Here is a 21956-nt window from a genome sequence, read left to right on the forward strand (position 1 = left end):
GTGACAGTGCCATCATCAATGTTTTAGGGGGCGCGTACAAAAAATCAATTGTTTCGTTTATGGTTATCGGTGCTGGCTCAAAGCGGAGCAGCGGAGACATCCACTTGGGAGAAAAATGCGGGGAAAGCGAAGAGGTTTGAGTGTCTTTTTGACCCTCATGGTTTTGGCAACGGTAAGTGCGGTGCCGGTGGCTGCTCAAGAAGTAGAGCCCGACACCCCAGTGGTTGAACTTGCCCTTTCTGCGCAAGGCGCTGAACTGTCTGAAGCGGGCTACCAACCGGGAGCAGCCGCTACTGACCTGGCTAAAGAAAAACTTTTAAACGACCCGACAATGACCCGCAATCCGTTTGGGTTGTTGGTGCGTTTTGCTCAGACGGCCAGCGTGGTTGATGTAGATCAAACGCTGCTAACTGTGGGGGGCACCGTGGTGGGTGGGGCGCTTGATGGCCAGTCTTTGTACCTGGTGGAAACCCTTTCTGATCTTGATGAGGCAGCCGAATTGTTGCGCAGCATGCCCGGTGTGGCTTGGGTGGGCTTTGACGATGTGGTGCAAGCCACCGTGTTGCCGTCGGACCCTGACCTTGACCAATTGTGGGGCATGAACGGCACGTACGGCATTGATGCTCCGGGTGCATGGGCGCAAACGCTCGGCGACCCTTCGGTAGTGGTGGCCATTATCGACACCGGGGTTGACTTAGATCACCCCGACCTGGCCGCCAACATTTGGACCAACTCGGGTGAAATCGCCGGCAACGGCCTTGACGACGATGGCAACGGTTATATCGATGATCTTCACGGCTGGGACTTTGTTAACAACGATGGCGACCCCAACGATGACAACAATCACGGCACGCATGTGGCCGGCACCATTGCTGCGGTTTCCGACAATGTAGGTGTGGTGGGTGTAGCGCCAAATACTCAAGTTATGGCCTTGAAGTTCTTAGATGCCAACGGCTCGGGCTACACCTCAAATGCGGTCACCGCTTTGACCTACGCCGTTAACAATGGAGCACAAATTTCTAACAACTCTTGGGGCGGGGGCGGATCAAGCTCTTCCATGTCTTCCATGTTGGACATCGCCGCAACGGCCAACCATTTGTTTGTGGCGGCCGCCGGCAACTCGTCGAACAACAACGACAGTAGCCCTTCGTATCCGGCTTCGTATAGCCAAAACAATGTGTTAGCGGTCGCCGCCAACCAAAGCGATGGAGCGCCATCAAGTTTTACCAGTTATGGCGCTACCTCGGTAGATGTGGTGGCGCCTGGCTCGGGCATTTTGTCTTCGGTAGTGGGAGGCGGCTACGCCACCTTTAGCGGTACCTCAATGGCTACCCCCCATGTGGCTGGCGTGGCGGCTTTGATGCGAGCGGTGAACCCAAACATTTCTTTTGCCGACATCAAACAAATATTGATTGATACCTCTACGGCGGATTCCCGCCTCGATGGCTACGCCGTTTCGGGCGGGGTAGTCAATGCCGCTGACGCAGTGACGGCAGCAGCCGGTGGCGGCCCTGGTTTAAGCATCGTGGCTTCGGCTACCTCGGTCACTGAAGGCGATGTAGTGACCTACACGGCCACTGCTGTTGACCAAAACGGCACAGATATTTCGAGTCAAACCACTTGGAGCATTGATGGTGCTTCATTGGGAACAGGAGCGGTGTTGTCTTATGTCGCCGACACGGTAGGCACCATGCGTATCCGAGCCGAAGCAGCAGCCAATGGGATGTCTACTTCGCACACCAGCACACTTTATGTGGCAGAAATTGAGCGCTCAGTCACCGTGGTCAACCCCAACGGGGGAGAGACCTACGCCGTGGGTGATGTGGTGCCCATTAATTGGACTTCGGTAGGGCCGGTAGGAAACGTAGATATCTCTGTTTCTGATCAAAGCTCGGGTCAGGTTGAATACGCCGGAAGCACCGGGTTGCCCATTGTTGACCACCAAACCACTTCGGTGTCGATCAGCGTGCCAGGTTCGGTGGACATTGCCAGCATGATCGTGGGCCTACGGCTTGACCACACCTACGACGGTGACTTGAAAATTGTTTTAACCCACCCCACGGGGCCTTCAGTTGTTTTGGCCAACTATGCCGGTGGTTGGGGCAATAATTACGGTACGGGCTCGCAGGATTGTTCGGGCTCGCTCACCGTGTTTTCCGATAGCGCATCCACCAGCATTTCGTCTGGTTCGGCGCCTTTTGAGGGTTCATATGTGCCTTATCAGGCGCTCTCAACTTTTGCCGGCTTAGATGCTGGGGGGCAATGGACGCTGGCCATTACCGATTCAGCGGGGCTAGACACCGGTACGTTCTTTTGCGCCGAACTTGATTTTGGGGGCACCAGCACGGTGGTAGCTACCGGGGTCGATGTTGCCGACGGAACAACTGCTTGGACAGTCCCAGAGTCTTTGGGAGGCATGGAATTGTTGGCCACAGTCGGCAACAGTTTGGCAGCAGACTCCTCAGATGATTTCTTTAGCGTGACCAGCGTGCCGCCGACTACGACCACGACGACGGAGCCTCCGGCTACTACTACGACGACGGAGCCTCCGGCTACTACTACGACGTCAACTACGACCACGACGACGGAGCCTCCGGCTACTACTACGACGTCAACTACGACCACGACGACGGAGCCTCCGGCTACTACTACGACGTCAACTACGACCACGACGACGGAGCCTCCGGTGGCTGTGGTGAACGTGGTTGCCCCTAACGGCGGCGAATCTTATCAACCAGGCGATACCGTCCAAGTGGTCTGGACCAGCACTGGTGCATCGACCGCAGCCGATTTAACATTGCATCCGGTAACCGAAGCCCAAGAAGAGTTTGCGGGAAGCAACAGCGGCGAAATTAATGATTACTCCACTCTCTCGGTGGCCATAGAAGTTCCCACCGATGGGATAATTTCTGATCTTGAGGTCGGGATACGCCTTGACCATACCTACACCAATGATCTTCAAATCGTCTTACGCCACCCCGGCGGGATGGGCATCACTTTGGTCAATGGCGAAGGCGGTTCAGGAAACAACTTTGGTAGCGGGGCTACTGATTGTTCGGGCAACTTCACTATTTTTGATGACGATGCCGCTGCGCTGATTGTCGCCGGCTCAGCCCCTTTCGAGGGCCGGCATCAACCAGAAAATCTTTTGTCGGCTTTTGACGGGCTCTCTATGCGCGGTACTTGGCAATTAGAAATTACCGACAGTTTCCTCTGGGACGAAGGGGCGCTCCACTGCGTGACCCTTTCGGCCGCTACTCAAGGGCAAAGCTTGGCCATTGGAGTGAACTCTCTTTACCCCTGGGCTATTGATGGTTCGGTGGCGAACGGAAATTACCTCCTTGAGGTAGCCAGCGGAGGTGGCACCGACCTTTCGGATGCATCCTTCGCCCTTGCTGACCCCCCACCGCCCACGACCACAACCACAACCACCACGACAACCCCGCCTACGACCACCACGTCCCCGCCTACGACCACCACGCTGGCCCCTATTTTTGATGCCAGTGACAATTTCCCAACCAGTCCGGTCAATGAATATGTGGCCAACAGCGGTTATTACGAAGATGAATGGTCAGGGTTGCTCGATGCGGCCGCTTACCTTGAGCAGACCCCAGAACAATTACAAACCATGTCGGTAGGAGTGATTGCCTTCCTTATGGCGCTTTCTGGCCCCGACCAGCCCATATGGTCCATTGGCAGTCCGCCTGATGTTAATGGCGGCCATGTCGTGCAAAGCCATTACTTCGACGCTGACGGAACGCAAAACTCTTTAGAAAACGTGGCGGCCGCTACCAATCTGAACGGAGCGCAAACCCAAAAATTCGCTACCTCGGTGCTGATCTTTCTCATAATGTTGTCACAACTCCAAGAAGGCTGACTACACCTTTAGGTTGACAACTCGACCCGCTACCCTGATGCTTTAGACCTCTGATAGCAGTGCTACGGCAAAGGAACAAACATGGGGAAAGGAGCAAAGAGCCAGCGGGCTTTTCTTGTTTTTCTTGTTGCTGCCGTAGTAAATGTGGTACCGGTAGCGGCCACGGAGCCTTCTATGCCTTTGCCGCCAGAAGAGATCGCCTGGTCAACGGCCGGCGCTGAAATTGAGGCGAAAGGGTGGGTAGATGGGCAAGCCGCCACCACCATGGCTAAGGCTGAACTTTTTTCTGATCCGACTATTTCTCGTAACCCCTTTGGGCTTTTGGTGCGTTTTGCCGACTCGGCTAGCGCCTTCGACAGAGAACAAGCGCTACTATTGGTGGACGGTTTTTTAGTGGGCGAACCGCTGGATGGCACCGCAACTTATTTGGTGGAAACTTTACGGAACCTTGATGATTCGCTAGCTGTTTTGCAGGAGACAGCGGGAGTCGAATGGGTAGGTTTCGATGAAGTAATGCAAGCCACCGTGTTGCCGAGCGACCCCGACTTAGACCAACTCTGGGGCCTCAACGGTACTTACGGCATCGATGCCCCGGGCGCTTGGGCGCAAACGCTCGGCGACCCGTCGGTGGTGGTGGCCATTATCGACACTGGGGTTGATCTTGACCACCCAGACTTATTGGCCAACCTGTGGGTGAACTTGGGTGAAATAGCCGGTAACGGCCTCGACGATGATGGCAACGGCTACGTCGACGACATCCATGGCTACGACTTTGTCAACGACGATGGTGACCCCAACGATGACAACAACCACGGCACGCATGTGGCGGGCACCATCGCTGCGGTGGCCGACACGGTCGGTGTGGTGGGGGTGGCCCCCGACACAAAAATAATGGCCTTGAAGTTTCTTGACGATAAAGGTTCGGGGTTCGTGTCAGATGCAGTGTTGGCTTTAACTTATGCAGTGAACAATGGGGCGCAAATTTCTAATAATTCGTGGGGCGGTGGTGGTGCTGAAGCAGCCATGTCAACCATGTTGGATACCGCAGAAGTAGCCAACCACCTTTTTGTGGCAGCCGCCGGCAACGAAGCTAACGACAATGATGCCAACCCCACTTATCCTGCTTCTTATAGCCAGGCCAATGTGTTGACCGTGGCTTCTAACCAAAGCGATGGTGCGCTCTCTAGCTTTAGCAACTATGGAGCCACTTCGGTAGATGTGGTGGCGCCTGGCTCGGGTATTTTGTCTTCGGTGGTGGGCGGCGGGTACGCCACCTTTAGCGGCACTTCTATGGCTGCCCCTCATGTGGCCGGGGTGGCGGCGCTCATGCGCGCGGTGGACTCCAGCATCACCTATGCCAGCATTAAACAATTTCTCATTGATACGGCCACCGTTGATCCACGGTTAACCACGGTGGCGGTTTCGGGCGGAGTAATTAATGCGGCCGCGGCGGTCACCGCGGCTTCGGGAGCGGGGCCTTCGTTGAGCGTGACGGCCACGGAAACTTCGGTCACTGAAGGTGCGACGGTTACTTTTACCGCAGTAGCCGCCGACCAAAGCAGCGTTGATGTGTCAACCCAAGTCAATTGGAGTCTGGACGGTACTGCTTTAGGCACGGGAGATACGTTGGTTTATTCGGCCGATACCCCGGGCAGCATGCGTATTCGTGCCGAGGTGACCACCGGTGGGTTCACTACCCTGGTTATCACTACTTTGACGGTGATCGCCATTGTGCGTACGGTCACCGTGAGTAGCCCCAACGGGGGTGAAGACTTTGCTGTTGGTGAAGCGGTAGCCATCAATTGGACTTCAGTGGGCCCGGTGGGCAACGTGGATGTCTCGGTGATTAGCCAAATTTCTGGTTCTATGGAGTATGCGGCGGCCGCCGGTTTGCCCATCATTGACCAGCAAACGACCACCATGACGATCAACGTGCCTTATTCAGCCAGCATCGCCACTTTGGAAGTGGGGTTACGCCTTGACCACACCTACGACGGGGATTTGTATATAACGCTTGCTCATCCCAACGGAACTACGGTGGTTTTGGCGAACTACGTTGGTGGTTGGGGAGACAACTTCGGCAGCGGGGCACAGAGTTGTTCGGGGTCGCTTACCGTGTTTTCTGATGGTGGAGAAGTTGCCGTAGGGTCGGGGTCGGCTCCATTTGTCGGCAAGTTCCAGCCGGCCGAAGCGCTTTCGGCTTTTGCTGGTTTGGACACTGTAGGGGATTGGGTTTTGTCCGTTACTGATTCGGCCGACTTGGATACTGGTTCTCTTTTTTGTACAGAGTTAGACTTTTTTGGCACGAATACGTTGGTTGCTTCCGGTCTTGACGTAAACGTGGGGACGGTTGAGTGGACCGTGCCCGAGGCGGTGAATGCCTCAAATTTGATGGTTTCGGTAGGGAACGATTTGGCTTCGGACACTTCGGACAGCGTGTTTACCATCGCTGGTGGGCCGCCGGTGACGACGACCACCACGACTCTCCCGCCGACTTTTGATGCCAGTTCGGGTTTCCCCTCCACGCCACAAGACGAATACCTTGTCTTGACCGGCTACTTCGATGACGAACTACTGGGGGTCGTTCAAGCCGCCGACTACCTGGGTCAGTCCCCGTCCCAGTTGCAAACACTTTCCGTGGGAGTGCTGGCTTTTTTGATGGCCTTGGCGGGTTCTGATCAACCAGATTGGTCGACAGGCTCCCCACCGGATATAAGCGGAAACAACGTGGTGCAAAGCCACTTCTTTTCTTTGGACGGCACCCAGGGGGCTTTAGAGGCAGTAGCGGCGGCCACCGGCCTCACCGGGGCGCAGACCCAGAAATTCGCTACTTCGGTCGTGGTCTTTTTGATTCTGCTGGCCATGGCCCGCAGTAGTTAAAGGCCGCGTCTTTGGCGACCCATGGCTCGCTGGGCTTCCCGCTCGGCATCGCGTTTAGCTAAGGCATGACGCTTGTCGTAGGTGGCTCGGCCTCGGGCTAAAGCCACCTCAATCTTGGCTCGGCCGTTTTTAAAATAAAGCGACAGGGGCACCAAGGTCAGACCGTCACGGTCCAGGCGGTCGGTTATGCGAGAAATCTCCCGGCGATGCAACAAAAGCTTTTTTTGGCGGTCGGGGTCGTGGCCAAAAGCTTCGTTGCCGCTATTGCGGTAAGGGGAAATGTGTAAACCCACCAGCCAGAGTTGGCCTCCTTCGGCTCGGCCAAAAGCTTCTGAGATTTGGACTTTGGCTTCACGTAAAGATTTAACTTCGCTGCCTTGCAGAACTAGCCCTGCTTCCCAAGTGTCAAAGAGTTCGTAGTTGCGGCGCGCTAAACGGTTCGAAGCGATAATCCGATCATTTTCTTGCGCCATGCTTTAAGGGTACTGCCCCGGAGGTCAGAGGATTAGCCTCTGGGGTATGAACGATGACCTTTTGGTGCTTACTGCAGATGCCCATCAATCCATGATCGCCCACGCATTGGCTGGGTTGCCTCATGAAGCCTGCGGCCTTTTTGCCGGCCCCGGTGATGGTTTGATGGTGGATCAGTTTTTTCCGATGACTAACGCGGCTGCTTCGCGTGAGATTTATGTGCTGGATGGCAACGAAATGCTTGAGGTAGAAGCCCAAGTGGATGCTGATCAGCGCACGCTGGTAGGGGTCATGCATAGCCATACCCACACCACGGCCTATCCGTCGCCCACTGATGTGGCGGATGCCGGTCGGTTCGATCCTTTTGGGGCGTGGATATTCGTCATTGTGTCGCTTAAGCACCCTGAAGCGGTGTTGCGGGCTTACCGCATTTTGGACGGCCTGATCACTGAGGTGTCGGTTGTGGTGGACCACGGTTAGAATCCCGACTTAACTAGTCGTATTTAACCTCAAGCGAGGAATTCCTCGTTCGAAAGGCAGCAACCCGCAATGGCGGTTTATTCCTCAGTACTGGAACTCATAGGCAACACCCCCATGGTGGACGTTTCATGTCTTAGCCCGAACCCGCTTGTACGTATTTTTGCCAAACTAGAAAGCCAAAACCCTGCCGGGTCAGTTAAAGACCGCATAGCAAAGGCCATGGTGGACGAAGCGGAAAAAGACGGAACCCTCACCCCAGGCTGCACCATTATTGAGCCTTCTTCGGGTAACACCGGCATTGCTTTGGCTATGATTTCTCGCCTCCGTGGGTACCACCTCAAGGTGGTGCTTCCCGAAAATGTTTCTGTAGAGCGACGACAAATGCTCAAAGTCTTTGGTGCCGAAATTATTGACTCGCCGGGCGAAGAAGGGTCCAATGGTGCGGTGCGAATGGCGCAACACCTCGCCGAACAAAACCCATCGTGGGTGTTTCTTTACCAATACGCCAACCACGCCAACCCGCAAACCCATTACGCCACCACCGGCCCAGAAATATTGGCCGACGTGCCCGACCTCACCCACTTCGTGGCCGGCCTCGGTACCAGCGGCACCCTCATGGGGGTGGGGAGCTACCTCAAGGAGCAGCGACCCGAGGTAAAAGTTTTGGCGGTAGAACCCCCAGCAGGGGAGTTGGTGCAAGGCCTGCGCAGTCTTGACGACGGGTACATTCCGCCGATTTACGAAAAATGGGGAGGCGACGACATTTTGGACGGCAAACGAATAGTGCGTCCCCGAGAGTCAATCATGGGCACGCGCCGACTGGCCAGCGAATGCGGCATTTTTGCTGGCATTTCTGCCGGGGCCGCCGTAGCGGGTGCCATCAAAGTAGCAGAAGACCTGCCCAACGGAGAAAGTGCCACCGTAGTCATCGTGGTAAGTGACGGCGGATGGAAGTATCTTTCCACCGGTACTTGGACCGACGACCTTGATCAGGCCGCCGCTCAAGCCGACAACACCATCTACTTCTAATAACCAGCCCGGGCCTGCCCGGCGAGGAGAACCAGTGCGACCCGACGGCCGACAAAACAACGAACTACGTCCCTTGACCTTCGAACGAGACTTCACCGAAATGGCTTTAGGGTCCTGCTTGGTTTCTTTCGGCCGCACCCGGGTTTTATGTACCGCTTCGGTAAACGACCGAGTGCCGCCCTGGCTACGCAACACCGGCCAAGGCTGGGTAACCGCCGAATACGCCATGCTGCCCGGCTCAAGCCCCGAACGGGTACGTCGTAAAACCTCGGGCCGGAGCCAAGAAATTCAGCGCTTAATCGGCCGTTCTTTACGGGCCGTAGTTGACCTTGATGCCTTGGGCGAACGAGAAGTAACCGTCGATTGTGATGTTCTTCAAGCCGACGGTGGCACCCGTACCGCATCAATCTGTGGCGGCTACGTTGCCCTGCACGATGCCTTCACCCGTTTGGTGGCATCCGGAGAAATAGCAGCCAACCCACTTAACGAAGAACTGGCAGCCATCTCGGTGGGCATCATCGAAGGCGAAGTACGACTCGACCTTCCTTACATCGAAGACGCCGCCGCCGAAGTGGACTTCAACGTAGTCATGAACGGTTCAGGCCACTTTGTAGAAGTCCAAGGAACCGCCGAAGGAGCAACCTTCAACCGGGAACAACTCGACGGGTTAGTAGACATGGCTGCTTCGGGCATCACCACCATCGTGGAAGCCCAGCGAGCGGTATTGGCGCAACCACCAGCACCTCGAAGCTAAAACTCGGTGAGTCTTTTGCAGTTGGTGGTAGCCAGCGCCAACCCCGACAAAGTGGCCGAAATGGCTCTAGTTCTTGAGGGGATAGTGGACCTTCTGCCTCGGCCTAAAAATGTGCCCGAGGTAGAAGAAGACCAAGACACCCTAGAAGGCAACGCACGGCTAAAAGCCCAGGCCATTACCCACGCCACCGGCTTGCCGGCGCTGGCCGACGACACCGGTTTGTTCGTTGACGCCTTAGGTGGAGCCCCCGGTGTGTGGTCGGCTCGTTACGCCGGAGAACAAGCGACCTACCAAGACAACGTAGACAAACTATTAAAAGAACTTACGGGAGTAGCACCCGAGCGCCGCACCGCCCGCTTTCAAACGGTGGTTCTTTTGTGCTTCCCCGACGGCACCGAAATAACGGCCACCGGCACAGTCGAAGGCCGTATCGCCCAACAAGAACAAGGACAGCAAGGGTTTGGTTACGACCCGTTGTTTGTACCCGTCGAAGGCGATGGACGTTCGTTCGCCGAAATGGGAGACGAAAAACATGCGCTTTCTCATCGAGGGCGATCCTTACGGTCATTCGCCCGACAACTCGATGCACTAAAATCTAGTTAGGCGAAACCTCAGAGGGATTAAACGACTTCCCTAAAAAACGTTCAAACTCTGCATCGGTAACCGGCTCAGAAAAGTGAAACCCTTGGGCATGATCGCATTGCAGTTGCCGCAAATGATGCAACTGGGTTTCGGTCTCCACCCCTTCGGCCACTACTTGTAAACCCAAACTATGGGCCAAGGCAATGGTGCCGGTAATGATGGCCGAATCGTCATCGTCGGTGCCGAGGCCAGTCATAAACGAGCGATCGATCTTCAAAAAATCAATGGGGAAACGCTTAAGGTAAGCCAAAGAAGAAAACCCGGTACCAAAATCGTCAAGACCGGTGCGCACCCCTAAGGCTTGGAGTTCTTCCAAAATGGCTTCCGTTACCGGGTTAGCGGCAATCAAAGCGCTCTCGGTGAACTCCAAAGCCACCAACGCCGGGTCAAGATGATTAGATAAGAGCGTAGTGCCGACCATTTTGGGAAAATCCGGGTCAGCCAATTGGCGCGCCGACACGTTTACGGCCACGCTCAATGGCTCGGCTACTTTTTTGTTCCAAGACGCTAAAGATTGCAACGCTTGGTTTAGTACTTGGGAACCTAAGTCAGCAATTAGTCCGGTGTCTTCGGCAATGTCGATGAACTGATCGGGGAGCAACAGGTCGCCGTTTTCGGCACGAATACGTGCCAAAGCCTCGGCTCCCACCACCGTCATGTCGGCTATACGGATCACCGGCTGAAAATAAGCTTCCACGCGGCCATCGGCTAAAGCTTGGCGAAGTTCTTGTTCGACGCTACGGCGACGCACCGCTTGATCACGGAGATGATCATCAAAGACTTCGGCCCGGTCGCGGCCTTTGTCTTTAGCCCGGTACAAGGCAATGTCGGCGTCTCGCAACAAATCGTCGGGGGATTCCTGGCCGTGGGCCAAAGCAATACCAATGCTGGTGCTAACTACAGCAGATTCGCTGCCCAAGGTCATCGGTATCCCGAGGGAGCGTCGTACCCGTTCGGCGGCTACCAAAGCATCGGTAGTGCGAGCCATGTCAGAAATAATCACCACAAACTCATCGCCCCCCAAGCGGGCCACCGTGTCGCCGGGACGCACCGTCAAAGCTAAGCGCCGGGCTACCTCCCGCAGCAACTCGTCGCCCGAACCGTGGCCCAACGAATCGTTTATCACTTTGAAATGGTCAAGGTCAAGAAAAAGAATCCCTACCATGCGGTCATGGCGTGAAGCCCGGTGCAGGGCATCGCGTAAACGTTCCAGCAACAAAGCCCGATTGGGTAAACCCGTCAGTTCATCATGGAAGGCCCGCTCTTCGAGTTGGGCGGTTACCTCAACTCGTTCGGTGATGTCTCGAGCGTTTACTACCACGCCAGCCACCGCCGGGTTCTCTAACAAATTGGTGGCCACGATCTCCATGTGTAGCCAACTCCCATCTTGGTGAGAAATGCGTGCGTCAAAGGCCGGAGACATGCCGGGGGTAGCGATGACCTCCGGTGCTTGGGCGATTAAATCGAGCTGATCATCGGGGTGCACCAAGTCAACTACCGGTAAACCTTCGAGACCCAAAACATCACGCCCTAAGACGCGCCCCACGGCGGGGCTGGCGTAAATGATGTTCCCATCGCTGCCGACTACCGCAACTAAATCTGAAGCGTGTTCAACCAGGGCAGCCAAACGAACCTCTGACGCTTCGACCCTTTGTTGTGCCGCATGCAACGCACTGAGGTCTCGCGCCACCAAAGAGATGGCATCAATTTGGTTAGTGACTGTTCGATGCGCCACCAGCAAAGCCGAAACGGGAACCAAAGCATTGCTCCCAACCCGTTTAGCGGTCAGATGAAACTCGCCTCGCCAAGTGTCGTGCGAACGTACCGCCGGCAACGCCGTTGCCGCAAACTGAGCTTGCGACCAGCCATCCAGAAGGTCTAAAAGCCGAGAACCAACAATGTCCGGGGCGAGGTCTTCGAGCGCTTTGTTGGCCCACCGAACGGTACGACCGAGCGGATCCAAGATAGCCACCAAATCGGGGCTGGCCTCCAACACCCTGGTGAGTTCCTGCGCCCGATGAGCTTCGTCGAGTTGGCTCGTGACATCGATAAAAGTAAGCAAGGCCCCGCCTTCAACGGGGGTTACCGAAAGATCTATCCAGCAGGGGTCGCCGTTACGGTTTCGTAAACGCAGGCGCCCCCGAAAACTTTGTTGCGCAGCCGTTTGTTGCGCCAACTGCGCTAAAAATTCGTCACGGCCCTCGGGATCAATGTGGTCAACCCAGCCTGAGCCCAAAGTCTCTTCAGGATCTTGACCAGTAAGCAACGACCAGTGATCGTTTACCGCTACACAGTCCTGTGCGTTATCAAGCAGCGCCATGCCCGTTGGGGCGGCCGCTACTAGGTCGTGCAGCGGTTTCAAAGAACCCGGCCCGGTGTTTTCTTGTTGGTTCACGTGCGGACGGGGGGACTCGAACCCCCATGCCTTGCGGCGCTGGCACCTAAAGCCAGTGCGTATGCCAATTTCGCCACGTCCGCAGACTTAAAGCCTCGGCATGATGAAGCCCAAGGCATAGTCGATTTATTGCATCTCCCCGCGACGGGCAATGACCTGATCAATGATGCCGTAGTCGCGGGCTTCTTCAGCGGTAAACCAACGATCGCGTTCACTGTCCGCTTCGATGGTTTCATAGGTTTGACCGGTGTGTTCAGCGATGCGTTCTTGCAACATTTTTTTGGTGTAAGCCATTTGCTCGGCTTGGATAGCAATATCGGAGGCTTGACCTCGTACCCCGCCCAAAGGCTGATGCATCATGATGCGAGCGTGGGGGAGGGCATAGCGTTTGCCCGGTGCGCCGGCGCAGAGAAGGAATTGCCCCATGGAAGCGCCTAAGCCCATGCAGATAGTGCCGACCTCGGGGCCTACAAACTGCATGGTGTCGTAAATTGCCATACCGGCGGTTACCGACCCACCAGGGGAGTTGATGTAGAGCCAAATTGTTTTTTCGGCGTCTTGTGCCTCAAGGAAAAGCATTTGAGCGCTGATGTTGTTGGCCACCTCGTCGTTGACGTCGGTGCCCAAAACCACAATGCGGTCTTTTAGCAAACGACTAAATACGTCGAAGCGTCCACCTTCAGAAAGATCGGCGTTGGCGGTTGGTGAAGAAAAAGAATCGGTCATGGCAGGCAGGTTACCGTGCGTTGGGCCAAGGTTGGGGGTAAAAAGTGGTCTTAACTTTGCGCATCTTCGGCCCGTTGGCGTAAATCCTTGGTGCCCCCGGTCAGCCCGTCGGGGTGGTTAAACAGTGCGCTGCCCGAAACAAACACGTTGGCTCCGGCGGCCGCTGCTGCAGCGATGGTGGTGGGGCTTATGCCGCCATCAACTTGGAGGTCGCAGTCGTAGCCTTCAAGCATTTCTGCTACTTGGGTCATTTTTGCTTCCATGGGGGCAATGTAGGCTTGCCCGCCGAACCCGGGGTTTACCGTCATGACGAGCACTAAACCCAACAGGTCACGCACATTGGTGATGACCTCAGCGGGGGTGTGAGGGTTTAAAGCGACTGCCGGGGTGGCTCCCAGATCGGCGATAAGTGACAGTGTGCGGTGCAAGTGGGTGCAGGCTTCGGCGTGGACCGTGATGGTTGAACAACCCGCTTCGACGTAGCGGTGAATGAGTTGATCGGGGTTTACCACCATGAGGTGAGCTTCAAAGTCAATGGTGAGGTGAGGTCGGATAGCAGCAATGACATCGGGGCCAAGAGACAAGTTGGGGACAAAAACCCCGTCCATGACGTCCCAATGGATGCGGTCAGCACCTGCTTCTTGAAGTTTCAAACATTCTTCGCCCAAGCGAGAAAAGTCGGCAGGCAAAATTGAGGGGGCAATCGCTACAGATCGGTTCATGTTCAGGATCCTAGCCGTTAAGTGGGTTGGCCTGAGCGTCGAAAACGTAATCGCTCGGGGTAAGGATAAAACTCTGGAAGATCTTTTTGCGCTAGTCGCTCTTGAAGCCCCGACCAAAATTCGGGGGTAAAAAGTTCACCGTGAACGGTTTGGAATCGTTCCCAAATTTCGGGAGCCACCCGAGAGGGAAAAGACATGAAGGTGGGGAACTGTTCGGGAAAAACGTCACCCGGTTCTATAGCGAACCAGGGTTGAGAACGCATTTCATCTTCGTAACTTTGGCTTTGCGGCAAAGTACGAAAGCGGCAATCTTCTAGCAACTCGATTTCGTCGTAGTCGTAGAACACCACGTTGCCGTGGCGGGTTACGCCAAAGTTTTTTGTAAAAAGGTCGCCGGGCCAAATATTGGCCGCCGCCAAGTCTTTGATAGCCGCACCCCAGTCCAAGGCCGCTGCTTCGGCTCGGTCGGTAGACATTTCTTGAAGGTAAAGGTTTAGCGGGTAAACCTGACGCTCGGTGTAGAGATGCGAAACCACTACCTGGTCGCCCTCAAGTCGAACCGTTTGGCTGGCTTCGCTTAGTAGTTCTTCTAAAAGTTCGGGGTCAAAGCGATCGGCGTCAAAAGAAAGGTTCTCGAACTCTTGGGCATCGACCATTCGGCCTACCCGGTCGTGGTGGTAGACCAGTTGGTAGCAGTCTCGAATGGCCTGACGCGTAGTGTTTTTTGGTGGATCAAAATGGTCTTTGATGACTTTAAAAACCACGTTGAAAGAAACCAATGTAAACACTGTCATGACCATGCCGGGTGTGCCACGAGCTCGGACAAACTTGTCGTTGGAGTTTTGTAAATTTCGGTAAAGCGCTCGGTACAAACTGGTTTTGCCGTGTTGGTTAAAACCTAAAGCGGTGTAAATCTCTGAAATAGATTTCAAAGGCAACATGGTTTTGACAAAACCGACCAATTCAGATGGTTTGGGCCATTCCACAAAAAAGTAAGACCGGGTGAAGCTGAAGAGACGACTGGCTTGCGATTCGGTCAGCAAAACGGTGTCGACCAGAAGGCCTTGGTCGCTTTGAACAATGGGAATAACGATGGGGGTGACTCGATTCATGTAGCGCAAGCGGCCCACCAGGTAGGCGCCTTTGTTGCGGTAGAAAACTGGTTGCAACATGTCGATGCCGTCGAGGTCAAGGTTGTCCCAAGCGTCGAGCAAAAAGGCATCCAAGCGGGCGGCGACCCTTCGTGCATCGGCATCGAGATCTGCCCAGGGGGCGTCAAAGCCGTAGGAGTTCAGGATTGACCGCATCATGGCCGCCGAGTCACGGGTGCGCGTCCAAGTGGTGATGGGGCTGGCATCGCCTTTGCTGCGCGGCAGGGTGGAGGCCCCAAACCACCGAAGCTCTACGTCGTTGTCAATACCGATGGTAGTAAACACTCGGCGAGTCACTGAGTTGAAAAAGGTTTCTGAAAGGTCCAAGTCGGAGCGTTGGGCGATGCGGCGACGATAACGCAAACGGACGGCCCGCCATGTTCCGCGCTGGTCGGGCAAAGGCCGCAATGTTTTGGTTATAAGGCCCACTGTTGTTTGAACTTGAGCGGTGTGCAAGGCGAGCCTTTGGACGGCGTCTTGGTCTTGCTGGGCCCATTCCTGTTGTTGAAAGTGCTTGCCTGCTCGGTGGGTGATTTCTTGAAACTCGGTTATGTAACGGACGTAGCCGTCGAAAACAGCATCGGAGATCCAGGTTTCGATGGCCTCGGGGTTATCGAGGAGCTGCTCATTCATTTTTATCTCCTCGTGGGGAACATGGTTAACGCTAGGCGGGTACTAGCGTTACTCAACATGAACACACTTAACGTACCTAAAACTCGGTTCCCTGGTTTGTCTAACGGTTGGGCTCGCTTTGATGGCCCGGCCGGCACCCAAATGGTTGATTCATCTATCGAAGCCATGGCCGATTGGCAACGGAGCGGCAACAACGCCAACACCCATGGGTCGTTTCCGGCGGCACAAGCTTGTGACGATTTGGTTGATGAGGTGAGCGCTACCATGGCCCAACTTTTAGGGGCTGATGCGGAGGGCATGATTTTTGGGCCCAGCACTACCTCAAACTTAATGTCGCTTACACGGGCTATTGGGGCCACGTTGCGCCCGGGCGATGAGATTATTTGCACTACTTTGGACCACGATGCCAACGTGGCGCCGTGGTTGCTGGCCGCTGCGGATGCCGGGGCGGTGGTGCGTATGGCTGAATTTGATGGTGCCACTGGGCGGTTGGCGCCTCAAGCAGTGGGTGATTTGTTGACCGACCGCACTCGTTGGGTGGCGGTGACCGGCGGGTCTAACGCCATTGGCACCATGCCCGACATTGCGGCCATTACGGATTTGGCTCATGCCGCAGGGGCCTTGGTGGCCGTAGATGGTGTGCATAGGACCCCGCACCGGGTGACCGATGTAGGGGCCATTGGTTGTGATGCTTACGCCACTTCGCCTTATAAGTGGTATGGCCCGCATGCTGGGGTGTTATGGCTAAGCCCAGAATTACGTGATGTGTTGCCGGCTTACAAGGTGCGCCCGGCTCCTGAGACTGGTGGCGGGCGTTGGCAGCACGGCACCCCTTCGTACGAAACGCTGGCCGGCATTAATGCAGCAGCCCAGTTTTTGTTGACTACCGGCATGGACAATATTGCTGCGCATGAAAACCAGGTTTTCGCTCGATTGGTGGGTGGTTTATACGACCTGCCGGGGGTGCGGGTTTTGGGTTCCACCGGCCCTGATGATCTCGCGGAGCGGGCGCCTACTTTGATGTTGATGGTGGAAGGCCAAGCACCACTTTCGGTCGCTGAGCATTTAGCGAGGGCCCAGGTGGCGGTATGGGACGGACACAACTATGCGGTGGGTGCGATGGAACCCTTGGGCTTGCACCACGAAGAGGGTGCGGTGCGTGCCGGGGTTACCGCTTACATCACCGATCAAGATGTTGACCGGCTTTTGTCTGCGGTAGCAAGCCTTTAACCAAAACCCCGTTGGAGCGAGGGTCATTATCGGGCGGGCAAAGTAGTTTAGGGTCTTAAGGGACAGGAGGTGAGCAATGACAAGACGACTAACCCAATACAGTCACGGCGCTGGTTGAGGCTGCAAGCTTGCTCCTGGTGAGCTGGCGCACGTGGTGCGTCAATTAACCCCGATAGACAACCCGAACCTTTTAGTGGGTGCGGCCACTGGTGATGATGCTGCGGTGTGGCGTCTTGATGACGAACGCTCCCTGGTGGTTACTGCAGATTTCATTACCCCGGTGGTCGATGAAGCGCGCCTTTGGGGCCAAGTAGCGGCCGCTAATGCGGTGTCTGATGTTTACGCCATGGGTGGCCGTCCATTGTTAGCTTTGAACCTGGTGTGCTGGAACACCGAAGAACTTTCTAACGATTTGTTGGCTGAAGTTTTGTTGGGTGCTCAAGACATTGCGCAACAGGCCGGCTTTGTTATTGCTGGCGGACACACCGTTGATGACCCGGAACCGAAGTTTGGTTTAGCCGTGGTGGGGGAGGCACACCCGGATCACCTGTTAACCAATGCTGGTTTTAAAGTTGGGCAAAAATTGATTTTGAGCAAACCGTTGGGTATCGGAGTTATCACAACGGCCATCAAAGCCGGTACGGCGCCCCCTGAGGTGGTGGATGCTGCCATGGCTTCCATGGTGCGTTTGAATGCGGATGCTGCCACGGTGGCTTTGGCGGCCGGTGCCACCGGGGCCACTGATATTACGGGGTTTGGTTTGTTGGGTCATTTAGGACGGGCGGTCCAGGAGTCGCAGGTTTCGGCCGAAATCGAAGTGGCCGCTGTGCCCATGTTGGGCGGTACTCGAGCGCTGGCCGAAGCGGGCACCATGCCCGGGGGGAGCCGCCGTAATTTGGCTTGGGTAGAAGAACGCCTGGACCGGGGCGGTTTTTCTGACCTTGAGGTGCTTTTGCTGGCCGATGCGCAGACTTCTGGCGGGCTGCTCTTTGGGGTTGAAGATGCTGCGGTTTCCGAGACCATGAGTGATTTGGAAGAATCGGGTCATCAGGCGGCGGTTATCGGAACGGTTGTTGAAGGCCTCGGCCAGATTGCTTTGCGCTAGTTCTTGCTCAATGCTTGGGTCGGCCTTGGTCGGTGCGACACTAGAAGCAACGAGGAGCGAACCAGATGAGTGACCAACCAGGGGAATGGGCGCCAGAGCTTGAAGAACTGCGGGCTCGCGAGGCTTTGGCTGAGCAAATGGGCGGCCAAGAAAAAGTTGCCCGCCAGCATGACCGGGGCAAAAAAGATGTGCGTCAACGCATCGACTTGTTACTGGATGAGGGTTCGTTTCATGAGATCGGCAAAATTGCTGGACGGCCTACGTATGACGCCGACGCCCAACTGGTTGATTTGCAACCGGCGAACTTTATTTTTGGTCGAGGGCGAATTGATAAGCGCCCCGTGGTGGTGGCGGGCGACGATTTCACGGTGCGGGGCGGAGCAGCCGATGCGTCAATCCCCGCTAAGCAGATAGCGGCTGAGCAAATGGCCGGCGAGCTTCGTTTGCCTATCGTTCGCCTCATAGACGGCACAGGCGGCGGTGGGTCGGTCAAGAGTTTGGACTCCGATCCAAAGAAGAAACGGGAAACAACTGGTGGCTATGGCGGGGGAGCCCGCACTTATGTGCCTTACGTGCCGGGTTGGGAACACGCCGTAACGAACCTTTCTACGGTGCCGGTGGTGGCGCTGGCTTTAGGTCCGGTGGCTGGTTTAGGGGCAGCCCGCATGGTGACCAGCCATTATTCGGTCATGGTGAAAGGGTTGTCGCAAATGTTTGTGGCTGGCCCGCCGGTGGTTAACCGTTTGGGGGGCGAACAGGTTGATAAAGAAAGCCTGGGGGGAAGCCGCCTGCAAACCCGCAGTGGAGCGATTGATGATGAGGTGGCTAGCGAAGAAGAGGCTTTTGAGCGGGCTCGCCAGTTTTTGTCTTATCTGCCTTCTTCGGTGTATGATTTGCCGGCTCGTGGCGAAGTTGCCGACGACCCGGACCGCACCGACGAGGCGTTGTTGAGTGTGGTGCCTCGGGACCGGCGCAAGGTGTATCAGGTGCGTACGGTTATTAACTCGGTGGTTGATCAGGGCACTTTTTTTGAGATGGGAAAAAACTTTGGCCGCTCGGCGGTGACCGGTTTTGCTCGTTTGGATGGTTGGCCGGTGGCGGTGTTGGCTGGGGATTCTTTTCACTATGGCGGCAGTTGGACTGCTGATGCGGCGCAAAAGGTCGTTCGCTTTGTGGATTTAGCCGAGACTTTTCATTTGCCGGTGGTGCATCTGGTAGATAATCCGGGCTTTTTGATTGGCACGGAATCGGAGCAAGCGGCCACCATTCGTCATGGGGCGCGGGCTATGGCTGCTATTTATGAGGCTTCGGTGCCGTGGTGTTCGATTTTGTTGCGCAAGGTCTTTGGGGTGGCCGGGGCTGCACATTCGCCGGCTCATCGATTCCAATATCGTTATGCTTGGCCCTCGGGGGATTGGGGCTCGTTGCCGGTGGAGGGCGGGGTGGAAGCCGCTTACCGTTCTGATTTGGAGGCTTCGGATGACCCGGAAGCATTGTTGTTGGAGATCACCGATCGTCTTAATGCGGTGCGTTCGCCGTTTCGTACCGCTGAGGGTTTTTTGGTCGAGGAGATTATTGACCCGCGTGAAACCCGCCCGTTGCTTTGTGAGTTCGCTAACTTGGCCGCTCCATTGCGTACCGCTGGTCCGGCGAGGTATCCCTATCGGCCGTAGGCCAGTAGCGGGTCGGCCTTAGGTCGTAATTAAGCGGTTTCGATTACCGCAACGATGTCGTCTTCGGAAACCATGTCGCCTTCGTTGACCTTTAGCTCGGTCAGTGTTCCGCTGGCTGGGGCTTCTATGGGGATTTCCATTTTCATGGCTTCGACAATGAGTAGGGTTTGTCCTTGGGTAACGGAGTCGCCGGTTGAAGTAAGGATTTTCCAGATGGTTCCGGTTACCGGCGTTTCGGTGTCTATTTTGGCCATGGGCTAGTTCACCTCATGGGGGGAGTTAATGCCACACCGGGCAGGCTGCAGCATGTCTTGCCCTACTATAGAAACCGAACGCTTGCTTTTGGGGCCGTTTGTGGAGTCCGACACGGACGCTTTTTTTGCCATAATGGACACCCCCGAGGTATGGGATTGGTTGCGTTTGACGGATTCTTTTAACCGGGCGGCGGCTTGGTCGTCTCTGGCATTTTTTTGGGTCAGTGGGAGTTGCGGGGCACCGGCAACTGGGCGTTAGAAGAAAAAGCAACTGGCCGCTTGATTGGTCGAGCGGGCACTCATCGCCCTGAGTATGAGGATTGGCCGGGGGTAGAAATCGGTTGGGCTCTCCATCCTGAAGTGTGGGGTCAAGGTTTTGCTACAGAAGCCGGTCAGGTGGCGAAGGATTATGGTTTTGAGGTGCTGGGCGAAAAGGAACTGTTCAGCTGCATTTTGCCCAGCAATCACCGCTCGCAAGCAGTGGCCCAACGTTTAGGTTTCACCTTTCTTGAAGAACGGGTGCTTTCACATTTCCCTCAAGAGCCCCACGGCATTTGGTCCTGCCGCAGTCACGTGGGGTCAGACCCTACGTGACGGCGATTAAGCCAGTAGTTGGTTGACGATTTGCTGGGCGAGTTTTGCGGGCGAGGTGTTGGTGGTGATGGTTTCGGCGGCCAGTGCGTTTTTTGCCGCGGCCTGGAGTTTTTGTTCGATGCGGCTTAAAACTTCGTAACGGACGCGTGCTTGGCGGCGTGCTTCGAGTTGGCCGGTGTTTTTTAGGTGTTGCAAATGGAGGGTTATGGCAGTCCAGGTTTCGGCTATGCCGTCGCCGGTGGTGGCGGTGGCCATGATGATTGGTGGACGGTAACCGGTGGGGTCTTCTTGGCCGCTGACGTGGCTGAGCTCTAACATGAGTTCAAGGTCACGGCGGGTGTCTTGGGCGCCGGGCCGGTCGGCTTTGTTGATGACAAAAACGTCGGCAACCTCTAGTAGGCCTGCTTTGTTGGCTTGTACAGCATCGCCCCAACCGGGGTTGATCACCACCACCGTGGTGTCGGCGGCCGCTGCTACGTCTACTTCGACTTGCCCTACGCCGACCGTTTCTATGATCACCGGGTGGTAGCCCGCAGCGGAGAACACCCGCATGCTGCCCGGTACTGAAAGGGCGAGGCCTCCTTGGTGGCCGCGGGTAGCGGCGGAACGTATAAAGGCTTGGCCTGCGTTGAGGTGATCCATGCGTATGCGGTCGCCCAAGATAGCGCCACCGGTCAGCGGTGAAGAAGGGTCTACTGCCAAAACTGCGGGGGCTTGGTTTTGTCGGCAGAGGTGGTGGACGAGTTGTCCGATGAGGGTAGATTTTCCTGCTCCGGGGGCACCGGTGAAACCGACTACGTGGGCTGATGGTTTTTGGTGGGTGAGGCTGGTAACGGTGTCGGCTAAGACACCGCCTTGTTCAACCACGCTGAGTAAGCGTCCTACGGCACGACGGTTTCCTTCGCTGGCTAAGGCCACCAATTGAGGGAGGTCAAGGGTATCACTCACTGGTTGACCGCTTGGCGAACGGCGGCCACTACTTCTTCGGCGGGGGCGCCGGGGCCCAAAACGGCGGCCACACCGGCGGTAGTTAGTTGAGCAACGTCTTGGTCGGGGATAATCCCACCGATAATGACCGGGGTAGTAAGCCCGGCTTTTTCTAAGGCGGCCAGCAGGGCGGGGGCCAAGGTGAGGTGGCCGGCGTTGTGCATAGAGAGACCAATAGCGTCGGCATCTTCTTGTTCAATGGCGGCGATGATGTCGTCGGTAGTTTGGCGAATCCCTAAGTAAATGACCTCCATGCCGGCATCGCGCAAGATGCGGGCCACTACTTTGATGCCGCGGTCGTGGCCGTCGAGGCCCAGTTTGGCTAAAACGATGCGGATGGTGGAGTTTTCCAT

General features: G+C 55.9%; 18 protein-coding genes and 1 tRNA gene. 10 read left to right on the forward strand and 9 right to left on the reverse strand.

Annotated features, from left to right (window positions below; genetic code table 11):
• Window positions 1–115 precede the first annotated feature (115 nt).
• Together EYQ49_05885 and EYQ49_05890 are read left to right on the forward strand one after the other, a co-directional pair.
• Window positions 116–3877 carry a hypothetical protein gene (locus tag EYQ49_05885; protein ID HIG25405.1) on the forward strand — a complete coding sequence of 1254 codons (3762 nt, stop codon included), beginning with the start codon at window positions 116–118 and terminating at the stop codon, window positions 3875–3877.
• 81 nt (window positions 3878–3958) lie between these two features.
• On the forward strand, window positions 3959–6757 hold the full coding sequence (locus EYQ49_05890; protein ID HIG25406.1) for a hypothetical protein: 2799 nt from the start codon (window positions 3959–3961) through the stop codon (window positions 6755–6757).
• Here EYQ49_05890 and smpB read toward each other — a convergent pair.
• A complete protein-coding gene (gene smpB, locus EYQ49_05895) occupies window positions 6754–7230 on the reverse strand; it encodes an SsrA-binding protein SmpB (GenBank protein HIG25407.1) in 477 nt (158 codons plus the stop codon). The two genes, EYQ49_05890 and smpB, sit on opposite strands and share 4 nt — an antisense overlap.
• Window positions 7231–7276: 46 nt before the next feature.
• On the opposite strand from smpB, the gene EYQ49_05900 reads away from it, so the two are divergent.
• The 4 genes from EYQ49_05900 (at window position 7277) to rdgB (ending at window position 10094) form a co-directional block, all read left to right on the forward strand.
• Window positions 7277–7708, forward strand: a complete 432-nt coding sequence (locus tag EYQ49_05900) for a M67 family peptidase (protein ID HIG25408.1) — start codon at window positions 7277–7279, stop codon at window positions 7706–7708.
• Window positions 7709–7777: 69 nt separating this feature from the next.
• Window positions 7778–8737, forward strand: coding sequence for a pyridoxal-phosphate dependent enzyme (locus EYQ49_05905; GenBank protein ID HIG25409.1), 960 nt, complete (start codon window positions 7778–7780; stop codon window positions 8735–8737).
• A gap of 34 nt (window positions 8738–8771) precedes the next feature.
• Entirely contained in the window at window positions 8772–9491 is a 720-nt protein-coding gene (locus EYQ49_05910; GenBank protein HIG25410.1) for a ribonuclease PH, read from the forward strand.
• 6 nt (window positions 9492–9497) lie between these two features.
• Complete coding sequence (gene rdgB, locus EYQ49_05915) at window positions 9498–10094, forward strand: RdgB/HAM1 family non-canonical purine NTP pyrophosphatase (protein ID HIG25411.1); 597 nt, start codon at window positions 9498–9500, stop codon at window positions 10092–10094.
• Here the strand turns inward: rdgB and EYQ49_05920 are convergent.
• The 5 genes from EYQ49_05920 to aceK form a co-directional block, all read right to left on the reverse strand.
• Window positions 10087–12528: an EAL domain-containing protein gene (locus EYQ49_05920; GenBank protein ID HIG25412.1), complete on the reverse strand. Its 2442-nt coding sequence runs from the start codon at window positions 12526–12528 to the stop codon at window positions 10087–10089. The genes rdgB and EYQ49_05920 overlap by 8 nt on opposite strands.
• A gap of 1 nt (window position 12529) precedes the next feature.
• Window positions 12530–12611 (reverse strand) — tRNA-Leu (locus EYQ49_05925).
• A 43-nt stretch (window positions 12612–12654) separates the two neighbouring features.
• Window positions 12655–13254 (reverse strand): ATP-dependent Clp protease proteolytic subunit, encoded by a 600-nt coding sequence (locus EYQ49_05930; GenBank protein ID HIG25413.1) that lies wholly within the window; start codon window positions 13252–13254, stop codon window positions 12655–12657.
• 50 nt (window positions 13255–13304) lie between these two features.
• Window positions 13305–13976, reverse strand: a complete 672-nt coding sequence (gene rpe, locus EYQ49_05935) for a ribulose-phosphate 3-epimerase (protein ID HIG25414.1) — start codon at window positions 13974–13976, stop codon at window positions 13305–13307.
• Window positions 13977–13993: 17 nt separating this feature from the next.
• On the reverse strand, window positions 13994–15760 hold the full coding sequence (gene aceK, locus EYQ49_05940; GenBank protein HIG25415.1) for a bifunctional isocitrate dehydrogenase kinase/phosphatase: 1767 nt from the start codon (window positions 15758–15760) through the stop codon (window positions 13994–13996).
• A gap of 21 nt (window positions 15761–15781) precedes the next feature.
• On the opposite strand from aceK, the gene EYQ49_05945 reads away from it, so the two are divergent.
• From EYQ49_05945 to EYQ49_05955, 3 genes are all read left to right on the forward strand, one after another.
• Window positions 15782–16990: a cysteine desulfurase-like protein gene (locus EYQ49_05945; GenBank protein ID HIG25416.1), complete on the forward strand. Its 1209-nt coding sequence runs from the start codon at window positions 15782–15784 to the stop codon at window positions 16988–16990.
• Between the two features lie 76 nt (window positions 16991–17066).
• Complete coding sequence (gene selD / locus EYQ49_05950) at window positions 17067–18095, forward strand: selenide, water dikinase SelD (protein ID HIG25417.1); 1029 nt, start codon at window positions 17067–17069, stop codon at window positions 18093–18095.
• A gap of 65 nt (window positions 18096–18160) precedes the next feature.
• Window positions 18161–19768 carry a methylmalonyl-CoA carboxyltransferase gene (locus EYQ49_05955; GenBank protein ID HIG25418.1) on the forward strand — a complete coding sequence of 536 codons (1608 nt, stop codon included), beginning with the start codon at window positions 18161–18163 and terminating at the stop codon, window positions 19766–19768.
• A gap of 29 nt (window positions 19769–19797) precedes the next feature.
• Here the strand turns inward: EYQ49_05955 and EYQ49_05960 are convergent, their stop codons facing one another.
• Window positions 19798–20022: a biotin/lipoyl-binding protein gene (locus EYQ49_05960; GenBank protein HIG25419.1), complete on the reverse strand. Its 225-nt coding sequence runs from the start codon at window positions 20020–20022 to the stop codon at window positions 19798–19800.
• Window positions 20023–20217: 195 nt separating this feature from the next.
• Here EYQ49_05960 and EYQ49_05965 point away from each other — a divergent pair, with 195 nt between their 5' ends.
• Window positions 20218–20616, forward strand: a complete 399-nt coding sequence (locus EYQ49_05965) for an N-acetyltransferase (GenBank protein HIG25420.1) — start codon at window positions 20218–20220, stop codon at window positions 20614–20616.
• 6 nt (window positions 20617–20622) lie between these two features.
• Here the strand turns inward: EYQ49_05965 and meaB are convergent, their stop codons facing one another.
• A complete protein-coding gene (gene meaB, locus EYQ49_05970; GenBank protein ID HIG25421.1) occupies window positions 20623–21564 on the reverse strand; it encodes a methylmalonyl Co-A mutase-associated GTPase MeaB in 942 nt (313 codons plus the stop codon).
• Window positions 21561–21956: a methylmalonyl-CoA mutase gene (locus tag EYQ49_05975; protein ID HIG25422.1), complete on the reverse strand. Its 396-nt coding sequence runs from the start codon at window positions 21954–21956 to the stop codon at window positions 21561–21563. The genes meaB and EYQ49_05975 overlap by 4 nt, the downstream gene beginning before the upstream one ends.

It is taken from the genome of Acidimicrobiia bacterium (assembly GCA_012959995.1).
Lineage (GTDB): Bacteria > Actinomycetota > Acidimicrobiia > Acidimicrobiales > MedAcidi-G1 > MedAcidi-G2B.

What these genes read in the sequence shown, in the direction of transcription:
- EYQ49_05960 (HIG25419.1), bottom strand. Translation starts at nt 20,022, where the DNA reads ATGGCCAAAATAGACACCGAAACGCCGGTAACCGGAACCATCTGGAAA.
- aceK (HIG25415.1), bottom strand. Translation starts at nt 15,760, where the DNA reads ATGAATGAGCAGCTCCTCGATAACCCCGAGGCCATCGAAACCTGGATC.
- EYQ49_05900 (HIG25408.1), top strand. Translation starts at nt 7,277, where the DNA reads ATGAACGATGACCTTTTGGTGCTTACTGCAGATGCCCATCAATCCATG.
- EYQ49_05885 (HIG25405.1), top strand. Translation starts at nt 116, where the DNA reads ATGCGGGGAAAGCGAAGAGGTTTGAGTGTCTTTTTGACCCTCATGGTT.
- rpe (HIG25414.1), bottom strand. Translation starts at nt 13,976, where the DNA reads ATGAACCGATCTGTAGCGATTGCCCCCTCAATTTTGCCTGCCGACTTT.
- EYQ49_05930 (HIG25413.1), bottom strand. Translation starts at nt 13,254, where the DNA reads ATGACCGATTCTTTTTCTTCACCAACCGCCAACGCCGATCTTTCTGAA.
- EYQ49_05945 (HIG25416.1), top strand. Translation starts at nt 15,782, where the DNA reads ATGGTTAACGCTAGGCGGGTACTAGCGTTACTCAACATGAACACACTT.
- EYQ49_05890 (HIG25406.1), top strand. Translation starts at nt 3,959, where the DNA reads ATGGGGAAAGGAGCAAAGAGCCAGCGGGCTTTTCTTGTTTTTCTTGTT.
- EYQ49_05955 (HIG25418.1), top strand. Translation starts at nt 18,161, where the DNA reads ATGAGTGACCAACCAGGGGAATGGGCGCCAGAGCTTGAAGAACTGCGG.
- EYQ49_05905 (HIG25409.1), top strand. Translation starts at nt 7,778, where the DNA reads ATGGCGGTTTATTCCTCAGTACTGGAACTCATAGGCAACACCCCCATG.
- smpB (HIG25407.1), bottom strand. Translation starts at nt 7,230, where the DNA reads ATGGCGCAAGAAAATGATCGGATTATCGCTTCGAACCGTTTAGCGCGC.
- EYQ49_05975 (HIG25422.1), bottom strand. Translation starts at nt 21,956, where the DNA reads ATGGAAAACTCCACCATCCGCATCGTTTTAGCCAAACTGGGCCTCGAC.